Origin of the sequence: Curtobacterium phyllosphaerae (assembly GCF_049341865.1) — a bacterium.
In the GTDB taxonomy this organism is placed as follows: Bacteria; Actinomycetota; Actinomycetes; order Actinomycetales; family Microbacteriaceae; genus Curtobacterium; species Curtobacterium phyllosphaerae.
Map to the genome: position 1 here is coordinate 128,929 of NZ_JBMPIU010000006.1, position 19,277 is coordinate 148,205.

The 19,277-nt window shown below is 68.8% G+C and carries 18 protein-coding genes; 4 read left to right on the forward strand and 14 right to left on the reverse strand.

Features of this window, described 5'->3' with window-relative positions:
- The 3 genes from ACO0E0_RS12405 to ACO0E0_RS12415 form a co-directional block, all read right to left on the reverse strand.
- On the reverse strand, positions 1–1,218 hold the full coding sequence (locus tag ACO0E0_RS12405) for an ROK family protein (RefSeq protein WP_422871739.1): 1,218 nt from the start codon (positions 1,216–1,218) through the stop codon (positions 1–3).
- Positions 1,219–1,289: 71 nt separating this feature from the next.
- Positions 1,290–2,198: a serine hydrolase gene (locus ACO0E0_RS12410; RefSeq protein WP_422871740.1), complete on the reverse strand. Its 909-nt coding sequence runs from the start codon at positions 2,196–2,198 to the stop codon at positions 1,290–1,292.
- A complete protein-coding gene (locus ACO0E0_RS12415) occupies positions 2,191–3,114 on the reverse strand; it encodes a LysR family transcriptional regulator (RefSeq protein ID WP_422871741.1) in 924 nt (307 codons plus the stop codon). The genes ACO0E0_RS12410 and ACO0E0_RS12415 overlap by 8 nt, the downstream gene beginning before the upstream one ends.
- Positions 3,115–3,202: 88 nt before the next feature.
- Between ACO0E0_RS12415 and bla the strand changes: the two genes are divergently transcribed.
- A complete protein-coding gene (bla, locus tag ACO0E0_RS12420; protein ID WP_422871742.1) occupies positions 3,203–4,171 on the forward strand; it encodes a class A beta-lactamase in 969 nt (322 codons plus the stop codon).
- A gap of 54 nt (positions 4,172–4,225) precedes the next feature.
- Positions 4,226–4,738: a helix-turn-helix domain-containing protein gene (locus tag ACO0E0_RS12425; RefSeq protein ID WP_422871743.1), complete on the forward strand. Its 513-nt coding sequence runs from the start codon at positions 4,226–4,228 to the stop codon at positions 4,736–4,738.
- A 73-nt stretch (positions 4,739–4,811) separates the two neighbouring features.
- Here the strand turns inward: ACO0E0_RS12425 and ACO0E0_RS12430 are convergent, their stop codons facing one another.
- The 8 genes from ACO0E0_RS12430 to ACO0E0_RS12465 all read right to left on the reverse strand — a co-directional run bounded on the left by ACO0E0_RS12430 (position 4,812) and on the right by ACO0E0_RS12465 (position 13,533).
- A complete protein-coding gene (locus ACO0E0_RS12430; protein WP_422871744.1) occupies positions 4,812–5,066 on the reverse strand; it encodes a hypothetical protein in 255 nt (84 codons plus the stop codon).
- Between the two features lie 559 nt (positions 5,067–5,625).
- Entirely contained in the window at positions 5,626–7,737 is a 2,112-nt protein-coding gene (locus tag ACO0E0_RS12435; protein WP_422871745.1) for a beta-galactosidase, read from the reverse strand.
- Positions 7,738–7,837: 100 nt separating this feature from the next.
- Complete coding sequence (locus ACO0E0_RS12440; RefSeq protein WP_422871746.1) at positions 7,838–8,758, reverse strand: carbohydrate ABC transporter permease; 921 nt, start codon at positions 8,756–8,758, stop codon at positions 7,838–7,840.
- Entirely contained in the window at positions 8,758–9,714 is a 957-nt protein-coding gene (locus ACO0E0_RS12445) for a carbohydrate ABC transporter permease (RefSeq protein ID WP_422871747.1), read from the reverse strand. Before ACO0E0_RS12445 ends, ACO0E0_RS12440 begins: the two co-directional genes overlap by 1 nt.
- Before the next feature lie 10 nt (positions 9,715–9,724).
- On the reverse strand, positions 9,725–11,083 hold the full coding sequence (locus tag ACO0E0_RS12450) for an ABC transporter substrate-binding protein (protein WP_422871748.1): 1,359 nt from the start codon (positions 11,081–11,083) through the stop codon (positions 9,725–9,727).
- 162 nt (positions 11,084–11,245) lie between these two features.
- The gene (locus ACO0E0_RS12455) at positions 11,246–12,325 is read right to left on the reverse strand and encodes a LacI family DNA-binding transcriptional regulator (RefSeq protein ID WP_422871749.1); all 1,080 of its coding nucleotides are present in this window, start codon (positions 12,323–12,325) and stop codon (positions 11,246–11,248) included.
- A gap of 432 nt (positions 12,326–12,757) precedes the next feature.
- Positions 12,758–13,012, reverse strand: coding sequence for a hypothetical protein (locus ACO0E0_RS12460; RefSeq protein WP_422871750.1), 255 nt, complete (start codon positions 13,010–13,012; stop codon positions 12,758–12,760).
- Entirely contained in the window at positions 13,009–13,533 is a 525-nt protein-coding gene (locus ACO0E0_RS12465) for a hypothetical protein (protein WP_422871751.1), read from the reverse strand. Before ACO0E0_RS12465 ends, ACO0E0_RS12460 begins: the two co-directional genes overlap by 4 nt.
- Positions 13,534–13,999: 466 nt before the next feature.
- Between ACO0E0_RS12465 and ACO0E0_RS12470 the strand changes: the two genes are divergently transcribed.
- Positions 14,000–15,370 (forward strand): AAA family ATPase, encoded by a 1,371-nt coding sequence (locus ACO0E0_RS12470; RefSeq protein ID WP_422871752.1) that lies wholly within the window; start codon positions 14,000–14,002, stop codon positions 15,368–15,370.
- Positions 15,370–15,834, forward strand: a complete 465-nt coding sequence (locus ACO0E0_RS12475; protein WP_422871753.1) for a hypothetical protein — start codon at positions 15,370–15,372, stop codon at positions 15,832–15,834. The genes ACO0E0_RS12470 and ACO0E0_RS12475 overlap by 1 nt, the downstream gene beginning before the upstream one ends.
- A gap of 626 nt (positions 15,835–16,460) precedes the next feature.
- Here the strand turns inward: ACO0E0_RS12475 and ACO0E0_RS12480 are convergent.
- The 3 genes from ACO0E0_RS12480 to ACO0E0_RS12490 all read right to left on the reverse strand — a co-directional run bounded on the left by ACO0E0_RS12480 (position 16,461) and on the right by ACO0E0_RS12490 (position 19,178).
- On the reverse strand, positions 16,461–17,336 hold the full coding sequence (locus tag ACO0E0_RS12480; protein ID WP_422871754.1) for an HIT family protein: 876 nt from the start codon (positions 17,334–17,336) through the stop codon (positions 16,461–16,463).
- A gap of 5 nt (positions 17,337–17,341) precedes the next feature.
- Positions 17,342–17,824, reverse strand: coding sequence for a TIR domain-containing protein (locus ACO0E0_RS12485; RefSeq protein ID WP_422871755.1), 483 nt, complete (start codon positions 17,822–17,824; stop codon positions 17,342–17,344).
- Positions 17,825–18,137: 313 nt separating this feature from the next.
- Positions 18,138–19,178 (reverse strand): LacI family DNA-binding transcriptional regulator, encoded by a 1,041-nt coding sequence (locus ACO0E0_RS12490; RefSeq protein WP_422871756.1) that lies wholly within the window; start codon positions 19,176–19,178, stop codon positions 18,138–18,140.
- Between the last annotated feature and the right edge of the window lie 99 nt (positions 19,179–19,277).

Genomic DNA, 19,277 nt, shown 5'->3' on the forward strand with positions numbered 1-19,277 from the left:
CTATTCCATGATCGACGCCGAGGCAAGGCGTCCGGCCTCCGCGGCGTCGAGGTCCGGCAGGTCCTCGACCACCCGGTCGAACGGCAGCGCCGCGGCGCCGATGAGCAGGATGTCGTCGCCCAGCACCGCCGCGCGGATGTCGACGTCCTCGAGCGGCCCGAGGACGTGCCGGTGGAACTCGGCACGGAGCCCCGCACCGTCCGCGGCGAGCAGCACGGCGAGGAAGCCCCCGAGGACCACCCGTTCCGTCCCGAGGACGTTGACGACGCTCGCGAGCGCCGTGCTGAGCGCCCGCACCTGCTGCCGGACGAGCGCCACGACCTCCGGGCGGTCGCTGTCGACCACAGCCCGTGTCAGCGCGGCCGACCCGACGCCCACCAGCCCGACCGCCCGCTCCAGCGCCTGGTGCGTGACGTGCGCCTCGAGCGTGCCGGGCAGCCCCGCGGAGTCCGTCGTGTCGTCCGAGGCGACCGTGACGTGTCCGATCTCGCCCGCGTGCCCACCTGCGCCGACGAGCGGGACCCCACCCGCGACGATGCCGCCCCCGATGCCGCTCCGTCCGCCGTTGACGTAGAGCAGGTCGTGCACGCCGATGCCGGCACCGAACACCCACTCGGCGGCGGCACCGAGCGTCGCCTCGTTCGCCGCCCGGACCGGCATCCCGAGTCGGGCAGCGAGCCGTTCGGCGAGGGGTTCCTCATGCCAGCCGAGGTGCGGGGCGAGCCGGACGAATCCGTCCGCGACGCGCACCAGCCCCGGAACGGCGACCCCGGCGCCCACCACGACCGTGTCGGACGCGAGGGTGGTCCGGATGGCGGCAACGGCCTCCACGGCGATCTGCACGACGTCGTCGACGCTCGGCGGTTCGGTGCACGCGACGCGCTCGACGCGGAGGACGCGTCCGCCGGGGAGCACGGCACCGACGCGCACCGCGTCGATCTCCGGGTGGATCGCGATCGCGACGGCGCGGTCGCTCGGCCGCACGAGCGGGCTCGGTCGGCCGACCGCGCCGACACCGTTCGCATCGTCCTCGACCACCAGCCCGCGGTCGATGAGCTCCCCGACGAGCGCCGCGATCGTGGAGCGGTTCAGCCCCGTCGCGCGGGTCAGGTCGCTCCGTGAGCGGGGTGCGGCATGCACGCGGCGGAGGATGCCGCCGAGGTTCTGATGGCGCCCCGGGTCCCGGCGTCGGGGCTGGGCTGCAGTGTCTCGGGGCATGCGGCGATCGTAGCCACCGCCGTGGGGACCGCGTCGCGCTCGGGTCGCGACCGTCCGCGGCGCGCTCCGCTTCAGGGCTGTCGGCTGTCCCGCACGCGGTCGTGCATCCGCCGGGCCGCCGCGCCGAGCGACGCCTCGGCCGCCCACTGCACCGACGCGGGCACCGAGGACGTGCTGAGGGCCACGACCGCGAGGCGGGTCCCGTCGGCGTGCTCGACGACACCCGCCTCGTGCCGGAGGTTCAGGAGCGTCCCGGTCTTGGCGGACCACCGGCTGTCGTCCGTCGCGAAGTCCGGGGTCAGCCGGTGCTGGACGACGTTCCCACCGAGGTGCTCCCGCAGCCGGCCGGCGACGTCGGGGTCGACGCGCCGCGGGACCCACACCGCGCCGAGGAGGTCGGCGACGGCGCGTGCGGTCCCGACGTTCGTGCGAGCGACGTCGAGCTGTCGGACGGGGTGGCCGGCCGCGGGCGTGCTGCCGCGGATCGCGAGCGTGTGGGCGAGATGCGCCTCGCCGGGGGCGAACCGTTCCAGCGGCGTGTCCGAGAGGTCAGCGAACCGGTGCCGGAGGACGATGCCGGTGATGCCGATCGCGTCCAGGTCCCGGGTGACCTCGACCGGCGGGACGAGGTCGAGCAGAGCATCGGCGGCCCCGTTGTCGCTGATCGTGAGCGCCAACGAGACGAGGTCGTCGACCGCGATGCTCGACGCGTGGCGGAACCGGCTGGTGCCCGGGGTGCCCGAGACCGGGTCCCCGGCGGGCACGTCGATGCGCTGTGCGCCGTCGAGCCTGCCGTCGGCGATCCGCCGCAGGACCGCGAGGGCGATCGGGATCTTCGCGAGTGACGCGATCGGCGTCGGGACGTCGCCGTCGAGCTCGAGTTCCCGGCCGGAGTCGAGGTCGCGGACGACGATCGAGGCGTGGAGACCCGCGCGTGCCAGGTCGCCACGGACCTCGGCGAGCAGGCGTTCGTCACGCATGGCGTGCCTCCCGGCGGTCCTGGCGGGCTCGCGCGGTCGGCGCTGCCCCGACCGCGGCGGCGAGCTCGTCCTGGACCGCATCGAGGACGGCGCGGACGTCGCGGTCACTCTCCCCGACCAGGTCGTGGCCACGGACGAGTCGGAGGCCCTCGATCGGCCGCCAGTGCAGGCCGAGCGCCTCGGCCTCGACGACGGAGCAGAGCAGCAGGTCGCCGTCCGCGAGGACCGCGGCGAGCGCCGCCGTGACCGAGCCGTCGACCGGGACCTGTCCGGGGAGCACGCCGGCGGCGAACGCGGCCCGGGTGAGGACGTCGCGAACGTGCGAGACGTCGTCCTCCGGTCCGGTACGGAGGCGGCTGCCGGCGTCCTCGCGGACCGGCGCACCACGGCGGACTGGCCGGAGACCGTCGAGCCGGAACGGGTGCGCGACCGCCTGCCGACCGGCGACACCGACCTCCACCGTCCAGCGCGCGTCCGCCGCCGGGACCGCGACGACGGCGACACGGACCTCGGCGGTCGCGGCGAGACCGGACCGGCGCGCAGGACCGTCGGTCCGGAACTCGAGACGCAGTCCGGCCTCCCGCGCCGCTGCGTCCGCCACCGCGAGGTCCCGCGTCCCGCACCCGGTCGGGACGGCGACCGTGATCGGACGCAGTCGGGCCCGCTCGGCGTCGAGTTCGAGTTCGTCGGCGAGCCGCACGAGCCGCCGGGCGGGTGGCACGAGATCGCGGCCGAACGGCGTGAGGACCGCCCGTCGCGCCGAGCGTTCGAGGAGCGGTCCGCCGAGCCGGTCCTCGAGCGCGAGGATGCGTCGGCTCGCGACGGACTGGGCCACCCCGAGCGCGAGCGCCGCCTGCGTGACGCTGCCTCGTTCCGCCACCTCGACCAGGACGCGGCATGCCGAGACGAGATCCATGCCGTCACCGTACGCCCATGCTGTTCTGGCATCGGTCGGCGTGATCTGGTCTTGGACGGGGATGACCTGCTCCCGTCAAGCTCGGTGCATGCACGTTCGACTCACCGTCTTCCTGACTGCCGGCGCGGCCGCCGTCGCCGTCGCCACCGCCGTGACGCTCGCCGGTGTCCCGGCCGATCCGTCGACGGCGAGCACCACCCTGTCGACGGCGACCGCCTCGACCTCGACCTCGATGTCAACGTCGACCACGCCGACCTCGTCGGGCCGGACCCGAGCCGCGTTCCGGTCGCTCGAACACGACCACCACGCCACGCTCGGCGTGACGGCCATCGACACCGCCGACGGACGCACGATCGGCTACCGCGCGGGCACACGGTTCCCGTTCGCGTCGTCGAACAAGACGTTCATCGTCGCCGCGACGCTCGCGCGGTCCTCGGACGCCGACCTCGACACGGTCGTGCACTACGGCCGTGCCGACCTGCTGTCCTACGCGCCGGTCACCACGGTGTACGTCGATCGGGGGATGACCGTTCGTCAGTTGATCGACGCGGCGCTCCGGTTCAGCGACAACACCGCGGCGAACCTGCTGGTCGAGCGGCTCGGCGGTCCCGAGGTCGTCGAGCAGTGGCTCCGCGGCATCGGCGACCGGACCACGGAGGTCGACCGCACCGAGCCCGACCTGAACCAGGCGCTCCCCGGCGACGAGCGCGACACGACGACGCCCGCGCAGTTCGCGCTCGACCTGCGCACGGTCGTCCTCGGCCACTCGCTCGAGACCGCCGACCGGACCCTCCTCCGCAACGAGATGCTGGGCTGCACCACCGGGGACGGCACGATCCGCGCCGGTGTCGACCCCGCGTGGCCGGTCGCCGACAAGACGGGAACCGGGGAGTACGGCGTCCGTGACGACATCGCCGTCGTGTACCCGACGGGCCGCGCGCCGATCGTCGTGACGACGATGTCCCGGCAACAGGACCCGACCGCGACACCCGATGACGCGCTGTTGGCCGCCGCGACGACGATCGCCATCCGGGCGTTGCGGGTGACTGGCGGGTGAGTGGCGGGTCCGTGTCGTGGTGGTGTCGTGTCGGGCTCTCCTAGGTTTGGCCCCATGAACCAATCACGAGTCCAGGAACTGCGGGTCGGTCGAGGGTGGACGCAGGAGCGCCTCGCCTCGGAGTCGGGCGTGGCCGTCCGCACCATCCAGCGGCTCGAGTCCGGCAAGGACGCCGCCCTCGAGACGGTCGCGCTCATCGCCGCGGCACTCGAGGTCCCCGCCACCGAGCTGTTCGGCACCGTCGAGCGCCCCGTGTTCGAGACGGCCCTCGACGGACTCGAGGAACGGACGGCAGCGCAACAGACCCGCCGCGACGCCACCGTTCGAGCATGGCGGAGCCTGTACATGGCGGTCGGCGTGGCGGTCTCGATCCTCGTCATCGTCCTCGTCAGCACGCGCACGGTCCCCGGGGTGGCGTTCCTCGTCGTCGGGCTGTACTGGGCGGCGGGCGGCACACTCATGCGCTTCCTCATCACCACCGTGCTCGACCCGCGGCTCGATGTCCGGTACCCGCTCTCGCAGCCGTCGTCCGGGGCTCGCGGTCGGTCATCGGCGCGCCTGCGCTGACGATTCGCAGACGCCCGTCCGCGGGGGCGTCGGTTGCGCACGCCGACGGGCGGAGGGGCGTGCTCGTCGCCGGTCAGCGCTGCAGTGCGGCGATCGCCTCCGTGATGGTCGCTCCGGGATGCTGCTCCCGGTACCGGCGCACCGCGCGTGGATCGATCGTGGTGCCCGCCGAGATCGGGGTGTTCCCGACGACGGGTCGTGCGGATGCGGCGAAGACGAGCGTCGCGAGGAGGACCATCCCCGCGATCGGCGCGTCGATCGCGACCCACGCGATCACAACGGACGCGAGTCCGCCGAGGACGGTGAGGGCAACGCCGCGTCGCGTCATCTGCAGCACTCCTGCCGGATCGGCTCGACGGCGAACGTCTCCGCCGGGAGTCCCCGATGCTGCCGCAGTCCCGAGCCGGAGCGGATGGACAATTCCGACGACCTACCGGACATGGCGGTCCCGGTAACGCTGGCGAGCCATGGAACCGAAGTAGCATCCGCCAGCCCCAGCGCTCAGACTGAGGGAGGCGGTCCCCGCGAGTGCCCAACCAGTCGAGACAGTCGCCGCGGCGAAGGTCACCGCAGCGACGAAGACTGAGACTGACACCGCGAGCGCGAACCAGAGGTTCGTGATGACCTTCATGATCCGACCGTGGTCACGCGGAGCGCGGAGTCCGGCGTGTGGTGGTGGCGTCCTGGTGGGTGACTGCATCGTGATCCCTCGTTCCTGCTCCGGTTCCTCACTCGGGTGGACCAATCATGTATCTGATACATGAGTTGCGCAAGGTCTTGGTGGTTCACAACCTCTCGCCGGGCGCATGGCACCACGAACGGCGCATCGCACCACCTGGGATCAGTGGTGCGATGCGCCGATGCTGGTGTGACTCAGGCAGCCGGGCCTACTCCGCGGCGAACACCCGCACGTCCCACGCCCCGAGCGCGATCTCCGCGCCGGCCTTGAGCGCGCCGCCGCCTCCGAGCACGTCGTCCGCAGCGCCCGGCAGCGTGAAGGTGCTCGGCGTCCAGGACCAGTTGTGGACGACGTGCACGGTCTCTCCGTGCCGGTTCACCGAGCTCGACACCGACTGCGTGTCGACCTGCGGCTGCCACGAGGGCGTCCCTGCACCGACCGAGACCGCCCAGTCCATGAGCGCCCGGGCGAGGTCGATCGACGGGACCGTCCCGACGTACGTGACCCGACCGGCCCCGTGCGCACGGGTCGTCACGGCGGCGAACCTGCCGAAGTGCGGGTGGTCGTACCCGGCGAGGACCTCAGCGTCGTCGACCTGGACACCATCGATCCACCGCGTCGCCGTCGCACCGGCCGGCACGACGAAGCCAGCGGCAGCAGCACCAGCGGCCCCGGCCACCACCGGCACCGCCACGTGCAGGTTGCTGAACTCGTCGTAGTGGATGCCGCTCGCCTCGTCGAGGAACGCCGGCTTCCGCTCCACCCGGGCCCGGGACTCCTCGTCCTCGTACCCGGTCCGGATCCCGACGACGAGGTGCCCGCCCGCCGCCGCGTACGCCCCGAGCCACTGCAACTGCGCATCCGTCGCGATCGTGAACGCCGCCGCGACGAACACGGGGTGGGTGGCAGCGAACGCCGAAGGATCCTGGTCGAACACCTGCGACGGATGCACCGTGTTCGCCTGCAGCCCCGCGTCGAACGTCCCCCGGGCGAATGCGTCGAACACCGTCTGGAACGACCGGCGGTCCGGCTCGACCCCACCCCGACCGAGCGCGGGGTGCTCGTTCAAGGCCCACTTGCTCGCGTTCGAGAACAGCAGCGCGACGTCGGAGTGCGGCTGCAGCTCGGTCACGCGGTCCCCGGCGCGGGCGAAGTCCGCACCGATCGTCGCGACCTCGCCGTAGGTCCGCCCGGGCTCGAGCGAGTGGGGGAGCACCCCGCCCCAGTACGTCTCCACGCCGTAGTGCAGCGTGTGCCAGTGCCAGTACTCGATCATCGTCGCGCCGCGGGACACGAGGGCCCACGCCGCCTGCCGCCACTGCCCGTCGTACGCGGGCTCGTTCGACCACGAGAACCCGATCGCCTGCGCGTTCGTCTCGGTCACGAGGAACGGTGCCTGCTTCGACCCGTACATCCGGTCGCCGGACGCGATGAGGGTCCATGCCCCGGAGGAGGTCCAGTACTGCTCGGTGTCCTCGGTCGACGGCAGCTCGAGGGCGTCCTGCATCCGGTAGTACGGGTTGCCGGCGGTGATGTCGAGCGCTTCGGTCAGGGCGTCGTCCTCGACGGTGGGCCGCTCGTACGAGATGCACGTCGTCACGAACTGGTCGGGGCGGGAGTACTCCCGGACGACCGCGGCCTGCCACGCGATGAAGTCCGTCGTGATCGACGCCTGGAACTTCCGCCACGCGAGGTCGTACTGCGGCTGCACGTTGCCGTCCGGGGTCCAGAGGTCCGCCCACGTCGACAGCTTGTGCGACCAGTAGGTGAGGCCCCACTCGCGGTTGATCGCCTCGACGCTGCCGTAGGTGTGCCGCAGGTGGTCGACGAACTTCTGGAACACCTGCGGGTTCGCGATGAGCTCGTTGCCGGGCTCGTTGTCGACCTGGTACCCGATGACGGCGGGGTGGTCGGCGTAGCGGGCGGCGATCTTCCGGATGACCCGCTCGGCGTGGAACAGGAACGCCGGGTGCGCGTAGTCGATCTCCTGCCGGGCGCCCCAGCCCATCGGCTGGTACTTCCCGCGCTCGACGTTGACCTCGGGGAACTGCCGCGCGAGCCACATCGGCACCGCGTAGGTCGGGGTGCCGAGGATGACGCCGATGCCGTTCTCCTCAGCAGCGTCGAGCACGGGGGCGAGCCACTCGAGGTCGAACACCCCGTTCTCCGGCTCCCACGTCGACCACACCGACTCGCCGACGCGGATGACGGTGAACCCGGCCTCCTTCATGAGGCGCATGTCCTCGGCCAGACCGGTGGTCGGTTGGTACTCGTGGTAGTAGGCGGCGCCGAAGCGGACGGACTCGGTGAGGTGCTGCATGGGACTCCTCCTGGAGGGTCGTGGTCAGGTGGGCAGAGCGGGTGCGGTCGCGGGGCGGGGGCAACCCGCGCCTCCCGGCCGTCAGGTGGTCACCGGCACCTCACCCCTTGACCGCACCGGCGGTCAGGCCGTCGAGCAGCTGCTTCCGCAGCAGCAGGAAGACGAGGATGGTCGGCACCGAGGCGAGGACGGACCCCGCGAGCACCAGGTCGTAGGAGCGGTTCTCGGACGCGAACACCGAGTTCAGGCCGAGCGGCAGCGTGTACTGGTCCGAGTTCGAGATGAGCACGAGCGGCCAGAGGAACGAGTTGTACGTCTGCAGGAACCCCCACACCGCGAGGGCGCCGAGGGAGGGACGGAGGAGGGGGAGGACCACCCTCCAGAACGTGCCGAACTCGGAGTTGCCGTCGATGCGGGAGGCCTCGATGATCTCGTCCGGGATCGACTGCACGATGAACTGCTGCATCATGAAGATCCCGAACGCCGGGGCGACCCACGGCACCACGAGCGAGAACCACGGCGTCGACAGACCGGACTTCACCACGAGGATGAACAGCGGCACGAGGATCACGGCGAACGGCACCGAGAGCGACGAGAACATCACCGTGAACAGGACCCGCTTGCCGCGGAACCGGAACTTCGCGAACCCGTAGCCGGCCATGGCGCAGACGAACACGGACACGGTCGTGGCGATGAGCGCGGTGCCGATGCTGATCGCGAACCAGTTCCAGAACGGCTGCGTGGTGAGCAGGTTGACGTAGTTGTCGATCGTCGCCGGGCTCGGGATGAGCGACGGCGGGGTGGCGAAGATGTCGCCGCGGTTCTTGAACGACCCGGAGATCGCCCAGACGAGCGGGAACACGAACACGAGCAGCAGGACGCTCAGCGTGACGTAGAGGAGTCCGCGGCGGGCGATCCAGCCGCTGGACTTGCGGGCGTGGGCGCGGTTCCTGCCGCCGCGCTCTCGTCGGCGGCCGTTCCCGCCGGTGGTGATGCTCTCGGTGTGGGTCGTGGCGGTCATCAGTCGGTCCTCCCGATGGCGAGTGCGCGGTTGAGGATCTGGCTGACCCCGAAGACCACGACGAACAGGACGACACCGGCGGCTGCGGCGTAGCCGAACTGCTGGCGCTGGAACGCGGCGCGGAAGATGAACATCGCGACGCTCAGGGTCGATTCGCCCGGGCCGCCCTGGGTGAGCAGGTACGGCTCGTCGAAGATCTGCGCCGCGCTGATGAAGCTCGTGACGACGACGAAGCTCGTGACCGGGCGGATCTCCGGCAGCGTGACCGAGAAGAACTTGCGGACCGGGCCGGCGCCGTCGAGCGACGCCGCCTCGTACTGCTCCGGCGAGACGTTCTGCAGTGCGGCGAGGAAGAAGATCGTCAGGTAGCCGACCGTCCGCCAGAGGAGCACGAAGCCGATCGCGCCCTTCGCGAGCGTCGGGTCCCCGAGCCAGTCGGTGTTCGGGAGTCCGAACAGGGCCTTCAGCGTCGCGTTGAGCAGCCCCGAGTTCGTGTCGAAGATGAGGCTGTAGACGAGCGCGATGACGATCGGCGAGAGCACCATCGGGATGAAGAAGGTCACGCGGAAGAGGTCGCGCGCCTTGAGCCCCTTGGCGTTGAGCGCCTGGGCGACGAGGAGCGCGCACGGCACGATGATGAACACCGCGATGAGCGTGTAGATGAGCGAGTTCGTCAGCGCGGTGCCGAAGCTCGTGTCCCGGAACAGGTTCGCGTAGTTCTCCAACCCGATGAACGTCGGGGCGCCGAGGCCGACCCACTCCGTCAAGGAGAGGAAGATCGCGGCACCGACGGGGACGATCATGAACAGGCCGTACAGGACGTAGAACGGCGCGATGAACAGGTACGGCGCCATCCCGCCGTTCGTGTTGAGGCGACGACGCTTCGTCCTGGCACCGGCGGTCGTGGGGTCGGGTTGTGCGGAGACCGGGATGCCGGTCGCGGCGGATGTGGACATGTCTCGTTCCCTACGCGCGGGTCTGGCCGCGGAAGTCGGATGCAGCCGCGCTGAGCGCCTGCTTGGGGGTGAGCTGGCCCTTGTACGCCTTGATCAGGTAGCCGCTCAGGACGGTCTGCAGGATCGCCGCGTCGGCGCTCTGGTGCTGCGAGGGGACGTCGTCGATGATCGACTTGTAGACCCCGAACAGCTGCTGGTTGCCGAAGTACGGGTCCTGCAGGGCTGCCAGCCGCGGGTCGTCGTAGACCGAGCGGAGGGTCGGCAGGTAGCCGAGGTCCTCGTACCGCTTCACCTGCTGGTCCTTGTCGAGGTAGGTGGCGAGGACGAGGTCGACCCCGGCCTTGGACAGCGGCTTGTTCCGGAGGGCCGCGAAGCCCGTGCCGCCGCCGACGCTCGTGGCCCCGCCGCCGTCCTTGAACACCGGGAGCTTCCGGACCCGCCACTTGCCCGTCTGCTCCGGCACGTTCGGCTTGATGCCGTAGCTCGCGTACCAGGACGGCATGTCGACACCGAGGATCGAGTTGTTCTTGAGCCCCGCCTGCAGGCTCGGCCCGTACATGTCCGCGACGGTGGCGATCGCGCCGGACTGGATGCCGTCGGCGAGGAACGCGAGGGTCTGCTCGGCCTCCGGCGTCTCGATCGACAGGCCGCCGTCCTCGTCCCAGAGGTCCCCGCCGCGCTGGAGCAGCAGGATCTGGTAGTTCTGGATCGCGCCGCCCGGGTCGGTCACGGCGACCGCGTGGATCGACGCGCCCTTGTCCTTGTGGAGCTTCGCGCCGATGCTGCTCAGTTCCTCCCACGTCTCGAAGTCCGTCGGCAGGCCGAGCGCGGCGAACTGGTCCTCGCGGTGGTAGTAGACGCAGAGTGGGGTGTCCGAGTCGAGCGCATACAGGTGGTCGTTCTTCGAGAACGGCGTGAGCCGCGCCGCGATGAGGTCGTCCTTCTGGCTCGCGACCGACGGACCGAGGTCGGTGAGCAGCTGGCTCGCGATGTCGCCGCGGAGCATCCGGCAGAACGCGCCGATCTCGAGGCCGACGACGTCCGGTGTCCCGGTGTTCGCGACGGCCTGCGCGATGAGCTTGGTCGGGATGTCACCGGCCGCGATCGTGGTGATGTCGAGCTTGTACGTGAACGGGGACTTCTTCGCCGCGAGGGGGAGTGCCTTGGTGAAGAACTTCTCGTAGCCGGGGTCGTGGGTCCAGAACGAGAGGTCGACCGCGCCGGACGCGACCTTGGCCGTGCTCGTGGGGGCGCAGCCGGCGAGGAGGCCGGCGAGGGCGAGGCCGCCGCCGGCGGTGGCGCCCCAGCGGAGGAGGTCCCGCCGCGAGAGGGCGGGGCCGCGGCCGGGTGTCGGTGGCGGTGGTGTCATGGGGCGTCTCCTGACGTCGGTGACGGAGGGGGTGGTGCGCGGGTTGGGGTGAGCGCTCACTCGGCTCGGGTGGGTGGGTGCGGTGGGCGGCGTGCGGTGGGCGGCGTGCGGGTCGGGTTTCCGGCCGGCGTGGAGGGTCGGTGCGGCCTGGGTGGGAGGCGCTCAGTCGAGCGCGTGGAGCGGCGGGCGGCTCGGTGGCGGTGGTGCCGTCGTCGCGCGGACGACGAGCTGCGCTGGGACCATGCGTTCCCGCTCGATCGGCGCGTGGCCGTCGAGCGTGCGGATGAGCCGGTGCATCGCGAGGCGGGTGGCCTCGTCGAAGTCCTGCCGCATCGTGGTGAGGGGGATCGTCAGGAACTCGGCGACGGGGTGGTCGTCGAACCCCACGACGCTGATGTCGTCCGGGACGCGCAGGCCGTGGTGCTGGACGGCTGCCATCGCCCCGATCGCCATCTGGTCGTTCGCGACGAACACCGCCGTGACGTCCGGGAGTCGTCCCCGGCCGGCCCGGGAGAGAAGCTCGTCCATCGCGTCGTACCCGGCCCGCGGCGACCAGTCGCCCTCGACCACGGGCTGCGGTTCGATGTCGGCGTCGAGCAGGGCGTTCCCCCACCCGGTCGTTCGCCGCGCACTCGACGTCCACGTCGACGGGCCCGCGATGTGCCGGACGTCCGAGTGTCCGAGGGCGAGGAGGTGCTCGGTCGCGGCGAGGGCGGCCCCCACCTCGTCGAGGCCGACCGCGAGGCTGTTCTGCCGGTCGGGCATCTCGAGCGTCCCGAGGGTGAGGATCGTCAGCTCGGCCGGGATGTCGAGCTCGGGGAAGTGGTGGTCGATCGGTTCGGAGACGACGATTGCCTCGACGTCCTGGCTGATGAGGGAGTCGAGTGCGGTCTGGAGTTCCGGCTTCTCTGTTCCCTCGGCCCGGACGACGGTGAGGGCGAACCCGCGGGCCTGGGCCTCGTGCTCGACGCCCGCGACCATCGACGCCGGGCCGTACAGCGCCGTGCCGAGGGTCACCATCCCGATGCGGCGGGAGCGGGCGCCCTTGAGGGAGCGGGCGGCGGCGTTCGGGCGGAAGCCGAGCTCGGCGATGGCGGCGGTGACCTTGGCGCGGATCTCGTCGGTGACGTGGGGCTCGTTGTTCACCACGCGGGAGACGGTCTTCTGCGAGACCCCGGCATGCGCGGCGACGTCCATCATCGACGTCGGGCGGGGCCGGCGTGCGCTGGTGGTGTTGCTCATCGTCGAGCTCCTCGGGGTCGCGTGGCCGGGGGTGGCCGCGCTGCGTCAGAGCAGTACAGCACGGGTCCGACTACGTAGTCAACCCGTACGCGGGAGAAGCTCAGCTGTCGCTGTCGTCATCGCTGCGGTCTCGCACCGCGCCTTCTCGTGTTCGCCGCTGACGCCGTCGCACGGCTGTCCCGGTGAGTGCGATCGCGGCGAAGAGAACGACCGCGGCTGCGACGTTGCCGCCCCATGAGCCAGACGCGCCTGGCCCCACGCGCAGGAAGACATTCAGACAGACGAGCCCGACGCTCAGCGTGACGGCCACAGGTATCCCGCCGAGGACCCGGACGATCCGTCCCCAACCGCCGGAGTCATGCCTGTCGGACGAACACGGTGTAGGTCGGCCCCGGAGCCCGGCGTGACGCGGGGTCCGGGGCCGCTCTCGATTCACCTCTGCGTTGCAGCGACCGCCTCGGTGATCGTCGCGCCCCGGTGTGATTGCCGGTACGCGCGGATCTCCTTGGGGTCGACCGCCTCGTTGGGTCGAATCTGCGTGTCCCCGATGATCGGTCGCCCGAACGCGACGAAACACAGGGTTGCGAGCAGGATCATCCCGGCGGCGGTCAGTCCGATGTACACCGACGCCAGACCCGCCGCGGCGAGACCCCCGATGACGATCAGCGCCCGGCCGCGGCCGCTCACGAGAAGCACTTCTGCTGGACTGCGGTGATGCCGATGAGCTCGGCTCCGAGGGCGGCAGCGGCTCCGCCGAGCGCCTGGATCTTCTCCCACTTGAACGACGCACCCCAGAAGAGCTGCACAGCCTTGGCGACACCGCCGAGTCCGTCGATGAGCTTCTTGATCTTGAGGATCTTGGCGGCGGGGATCGCTGTGGACGCGATGAGCCATGCGATCGCCCCAGCGCATCCGACGACGTCGGCGCGAGCGCCGGTGAGCAGCTCCGGGTGGTTCGTGGCAATCCAGTCGCTGAGCGCAACGTCACCGGCGAGCAACACGCTCTCCGGGATCTCGCTGATCAGGCTGAGCCCGCGTTCCAGGTCGGCGGCCTGCAGGTCGAGGCTTTTCGCGACGCCTTCCGTGGTGGCATGCGGTGCTAGCGGGGCAGCGGTTGCCGGCGTCGAGACGAGCATCGAGGCGCAGAGCCCCGCGCAGACGGCGGCGGCGACGGCGGTCTTGCCCGGAGTGATGGTGAACGACTTCATCGTGATCCCTCATTTCTCCTCCAGTCCCTTGCTGGAGTCAGTTAAATATGAGGCTCATATACTGCATGCGCAAGTAGGCCGGTAGCCGGGCGTGTCGCGACCACTACGGCCCTCCAAGGGTGGTCTCGTCGGCAAGCGGGAACGCGGGAGGCATCAGTGCTGACCAGCAAGACTCGACTGTGTGCCGCGCTGTCCGCTGCGTTCGATCGATCAGCTTCGAGTGAGTGCTTGATCGGGTCATCTACATCCATGAAGCTCGTCGGCCCTGAGCAGAGCCGAGACAACCGCTAATGAGATCTGTTACCGAGACACGTCAGCGGCCCCCTACGCGCTGTTCACGTAGCGACACTGAGTCACGTCCGATCGTCGCCGCGGGCAGCGCCACGTCCTTAGCCGCTGCGCTCTTCGCAGCCAGGTGATCCAGCGCACCCCTCGCCGCACGCTCTCGAAGCTCTACGATCAGTTCATGGCGCCAGCACGAATCATCGAGCTACTGATCGGCGAGTTCAAGTCGTACCGAGACGCATCACTGCCCCTGGGTGGGACAACCCTGCTCATCGGGCGTAACAGTTCAGGCAAGTCCAACGCTCTCGACGGCCTCGAAGTGTTAGCCCGATTAGCGGAGGGCGATGACCTCGTCGACGCTCTCGATGGACGGCGCAGAGAAAGCGGGGCCGTTCGTGGCGGATCGCTTGGCTGCGCCCCGCATGGTCTGAATTACTTCCGGCTCGGGTGCCGAGTCGAATCGGACGGCAATCGCTTCCGCTACGAGGTGCAGATCGAGGTCGAACCAGAGCTTCGCATCGTGCGGGAGAGTCTCTGGGGACCTGGGGTTGCGGTGAAAAGCGGCGCTATCACTCACGGCGTGGTTTATGAGACGAAGCCCGCCGGCGACCCGGGTATGGGCATCGACGTCGAGGTGCATAACGGCCAGCGTGGCCCGAATAGTGTCTCGAGGTTTCGCGACAACCGCCTTATTCTGACGCAGGTTCCGCTAGCAGTTGCTGGGTCCAACAGGGCCGAAAAGTCAGTTCTGGCCGCCGTTGACGCCGTTATGGGCGCTCTCCGCGGTGTCTTCCACTTCGATCCGGTCCCGCATCTGATGCGAAGTTACGTTCAGGAACGGGACGTCGAGCTTCGGCGAACTGGACAGAATCTATCCGCCGCGCTTAGAAATCTCGCGAGGACAGACCCGGACGCCTTCGAAACGATCGAGGATCTGGTCCGATCGGTAGCCGATGAGTCGATCACTGGCATCGCGTTCGTCGGGACGGAGCTGGACGACCTCATGCTCGCCCTGCAGGAAAACCGGGGCGACCGCGATGGAGCGGCTGAGCTCACTCCGGCTCGCGAGATGAGCGATGGGCTGCTGCGACTAATCGGTATCGCAACCGCTTTGCTGTCTGCGCAGAACGGACTCGACATTGACACCGTTCTCCCGTCGATCCAGGCACCCGGCATCGACGAAGATCGGAACGGCGTGCTGGTGGTCTTGGAAGAGCTTGAAAACGGGCTGCACCCCTCGCAGGCGGATCGCATTCTGGCCCTGGTCAGAGACAGCAGTAACGGTGCCGAGACCAGCGTGCTCGCCACAACACACAGTCCGTCGCTCCTCGATGCCGCAGAGGGTAAATTGAATGAGCACATCATCGTGTGCCACCGCGACCCCACGACGGGTTACAGCAGTCTGACCCCGATCGTCAGTCTGCCAGGTTACGCCAGAGCTCTTGCGGAAGGAAGCCTCGGGGCTGCACTCACCGCAGGCAAGCTCAGTGGCAACGTGTCCGTGAACGAGGCCGACTACAGCGAGTTCCGCCGACTGCTCGGACTTGTCTGATGGGGACGATCTCGTTCATCGATACGACGATTCTGTGCAATCTGGTTCCCGTACCTGGCTACGACCAGCATCGAGACCAGGTCATCGAAGAGATGAGTATACGACTTGACCACGGCGAAGAATTCATCCTGCCGATCACTTCGGTGATTGAAACTGGCAATCACATCGCCCAGCTCGGTTCGGGCGGCGCGCGCCGTCAGGCGGCGATGAAGCTGAATGACCTGCTGCGGTTGATCTGTGCGGGTCAAGCGCCCTGGGTTCTACACGACGTTGCGTGGAACGACAGCTTCCTGCAGAAACTCCTCGACGGCGCGGACACAGAAACAAGCTACGTAGACCATGCCGTCGCAGGTGTCGGCGCGGGCGACCTCTGCATCCTGACGGAGCGACAAACATACTCGGAGCGCACACGGAGGCCCGCCGGGATCTGGACCCTCGACGGAGGCCTTTCAGCGCGAGCGTAGCGCCCACGGGTTGCTCTATCGACTGAAGCTCGCTCCTTTACGTCGAACCGACAGCTGAGCTCCCACAACGACGCATCGGCACCGCCGTCCGCCGTCAGATAGTTATACCCGGTTCAGGGCTGGCCCGAGAACACGTAGATGCTGACTATCGATGCGGTCGTGTCGCGCCGAGTACGTGCCTGGATCTGACACGCCTTACAACCCCGCAGCCTGTCTGCCAACCGCAGCCGTTAGCTTAACCCCCAGTTTCTGACGTCGCCCGCAGTGAAGTGAGGCGTATCGGCCCGGCCCGGCCCGGCTTGCTCGGGGCTCCTCGCCAGGCCGTGAGAAGGACGCACCGTTACCGGGTAGGTGTGCCTTGGGCGGTTCAGATGGATGTTCTCGGCCGTCAGCGGCTCGTCTCGTCACAGTAGCCGTCCGGCTATCGGGCGCGGGTGAGCTCATGGCGGACGATATCGACAGGCGAGCCGTCGAGAAGGGGGGCAACGTTGCAGCGAGCGCCAGCTGAGGTCATCGGCGGTTTTGAGTTCCGCGCGTCGGTCGTTCATCGCTGTCGACGACGACTCCAGACTGTGGGACCTCTCCGTCACCGCGATGCAGCTTCCGTGGAGGTGACCGACTACCACTCAGCAGGTAATCGAAATGTAGGTCACAAGAACTCCGCCAACCAAAAGGAGAGGGAGATAGAACGGAGCGATCGCCCAGGACTTCCAGTCCTGCGCGTCCGGCCAGTAGTTGACCTTGGTGCGATCGGCGGGTCCTGCCACAGTGGGATTCAGTGAGAACGGCGGTACGGGCCCGCCGCGGGCAACGTGATCGTAGAGGCTGCGGAAGGAGCGTTCTTGTTTGAGGTAGTTCGCGTCCAGCAAAGCGAAGACCGCCACCGCCGCGATCCCCAGCACGGCGATCGGCCAACTGCGCTGTACGAATGCGTATCCGTAGGCGGCGGTCATTATCGGGAGCAGCCACGTCTTAGCCGATGCAGACGCGGATGCCATCCTCGAGATAACACCCTGAATAAGACCCAGGTGCTGACGCCGGTCTTCCGGAGAGCTTACCGGGAGCGGCGCCATAGAGGTTACGCCCTTCAACTGATCCCGGATGGTCGCGGCGGTGGCGCGCTGCTGATTGCGGGATTCTGCAGCTTTCTGGGGCCAGCGCAACACCATCCGGTCTCGCCGCCACCGGGGCACCAAGTGCACGTGTACGTGATCGACTGTCTGTGTGGCCGCCGCTCCATTGGATTGGATCACATTCAGCCCCTGCGGGTGGAGCGAATGTCGGAGAGCCTGCGCGACCGCGACGACCGTGCTCGTTACCGCGGCCGCGTCCTCGCTCCCTAAATTCCACACGCGGGGGATATGGGTCTTCGGGATGACGAGCGTGTGGCCTCGCGTCGCTGGTTCCAGGGGAACGAACGCGACCGTCTCATCGTCCTCATAGAGGACGATGACGTCAGGGTCCTCACCCCGCACGATCCGGCAAAATGAGCACTCATCCATCTAAATCAGGCCGTGGCACCTTGAGCGGACCAGGACTCGATGTTGTCAGCGAGGTAGTTGTAGGTGGCCTTCGAGTCGATGTTTCCACCCCGGTCCCGCCGGGTGGGGTCGAACACGGGAATCAAGTTGCTGGGGACGTCGGCGCTATCGAACGGGTTCGCGCCCTCCCCGTCGACAGAGCCCATCGAGGAGATGCCATGGATGCGGATACCCAGCAGTGGGTGATTATCCGCCCAGGCCTTCTCGATTTCGTACTGCACCCAGGGCCGCTGGGATGTGTAGCGGCCGATAAGTACAATCACTGCCCGCTTGTACTTCATCTGGTCGTCGATCCACTTCTGGATCGCGGCCTCACCCCGCGCCTGGATGCTCTCCCAATCTTGGGAGTTCAGGATCGGCTGCCCTTCTAGGGCACCGATCTTCTCCACCAGCTGCACCCTGTGCACGTCCTGCGCGTAGTGAAAGCTGTAGAACACCGTCTTGGCCATGATCTCTCCTCACCTCTTCGTGTGCCTCGGATTCTACGGTCGGCATCCGACACCAGCGCGGTCCGTCGTTGCTGAATGCGATCGTGCGTCGGGCCGCGCGGGTCTCGAGCTTTGCGCGTGGGGGCCGATCCGCCCGCGTGGGCCGAGCCCTGCCAGTCCCCGCTCTCGCTCTGTCCAGCAGACGGTCGGGCGGACGCGCGCACTGTTAGGCGTTCCAGGGCCGTAGGTGAAACTGCCCGCTGATGAGTTGTTCAGCCTGTCTCATCTGACTGGTCTGATGACATCCTGGGCGGCTCAGCCTCAAACGGACGCGTCAGGGGCGGGCGGTGCTGTCCCTCACGCTCAACGTCAGCGGGGGGCCCGGGCGCGACGAGAGCGGGGCGTCGGCCTCGATCTGGTCGAGCAGCAACTTCGCCGCCCGCTGTCCGAGCTCGACGGTGTCGCGAGTCAGTGTCGTGAGCGCCGGGCGGACCAAGCGCGCCATCGCCGAGTCGTCGAACGACACGATCGACAGGTCGGCAGGCACCGCGACGCCCATCTCTGCCGCGACACCGAGCCCCGCCACCGCCAGGACGTCGTTGTCGTACACGATCGCGGTGGGGCGGACCGGCCGTGACAGCAAGGTGCGGGTCACCGACGCACCAGCAGCGGCCGAGTAGTCCGTCGGGATGGTCTCCGCCGCGAGTCCGACGGAATTAGCGAACCGAGCAAGGGCAGCAGCACGCATCGCCGTGTGCTCGAACTCTTCGCGACCGGCCACGTGCGCGATGCGCTGATGCCCGAGCGCATGCAGGTACCCGAAGACGGTGTCGGCAGCGTCCGAGTCGTCGATCCACACCGACGGAGCGTTGCCCGGCTCGGACGGGTGGGACCCGACGACGACGGCCGGCATCCCGAGCTCGTTCAGGAGCGCGACGCGGGGATCGTCCGTCCGCGGGTCGATGACGACCACCCCGTCCACCCGGTGCCCGCTCCACCACTCGCGGTAGGTGTCGAGTTCCTCGGAGAGGTCCCGCGCGACGAGCAGGTTCATGCCGATGTGGGTTCTGCCGGCGGCGGCGGCCCCGGTCAGCCCGAGCTGGATCCCGGAGATGAGGTCGCCGAAGAACGACTCGGTGCCGAGGGTCCGGGCGGGCCGGTTCAGGACGAAACCGATCGTGCCGGCGCGTGCCCCACCGAGAGCCCTGGCTGCAGTGTGGGGGCGCCAGTTCATCTCACGGGCGATTGCCTGGATCCGCGCGCGCGTCTCGTCGGAGACCCCCGGTCGATCGTTCAGCGCGAACGACACCGCTCCGAGTGAGACCCCGGCACGCGCGGCGATGTCCGCGATGGTGGCGCGCTTCGGTGGCGTCATGGAATCCCCTCCAGGAGCGCGACTGTTTGTGAGCCGCCCCGCGCACATCATTGCGCACCGGACTTGACTATAGCGCTTTAGTGGTCTTGTATGGCGTCC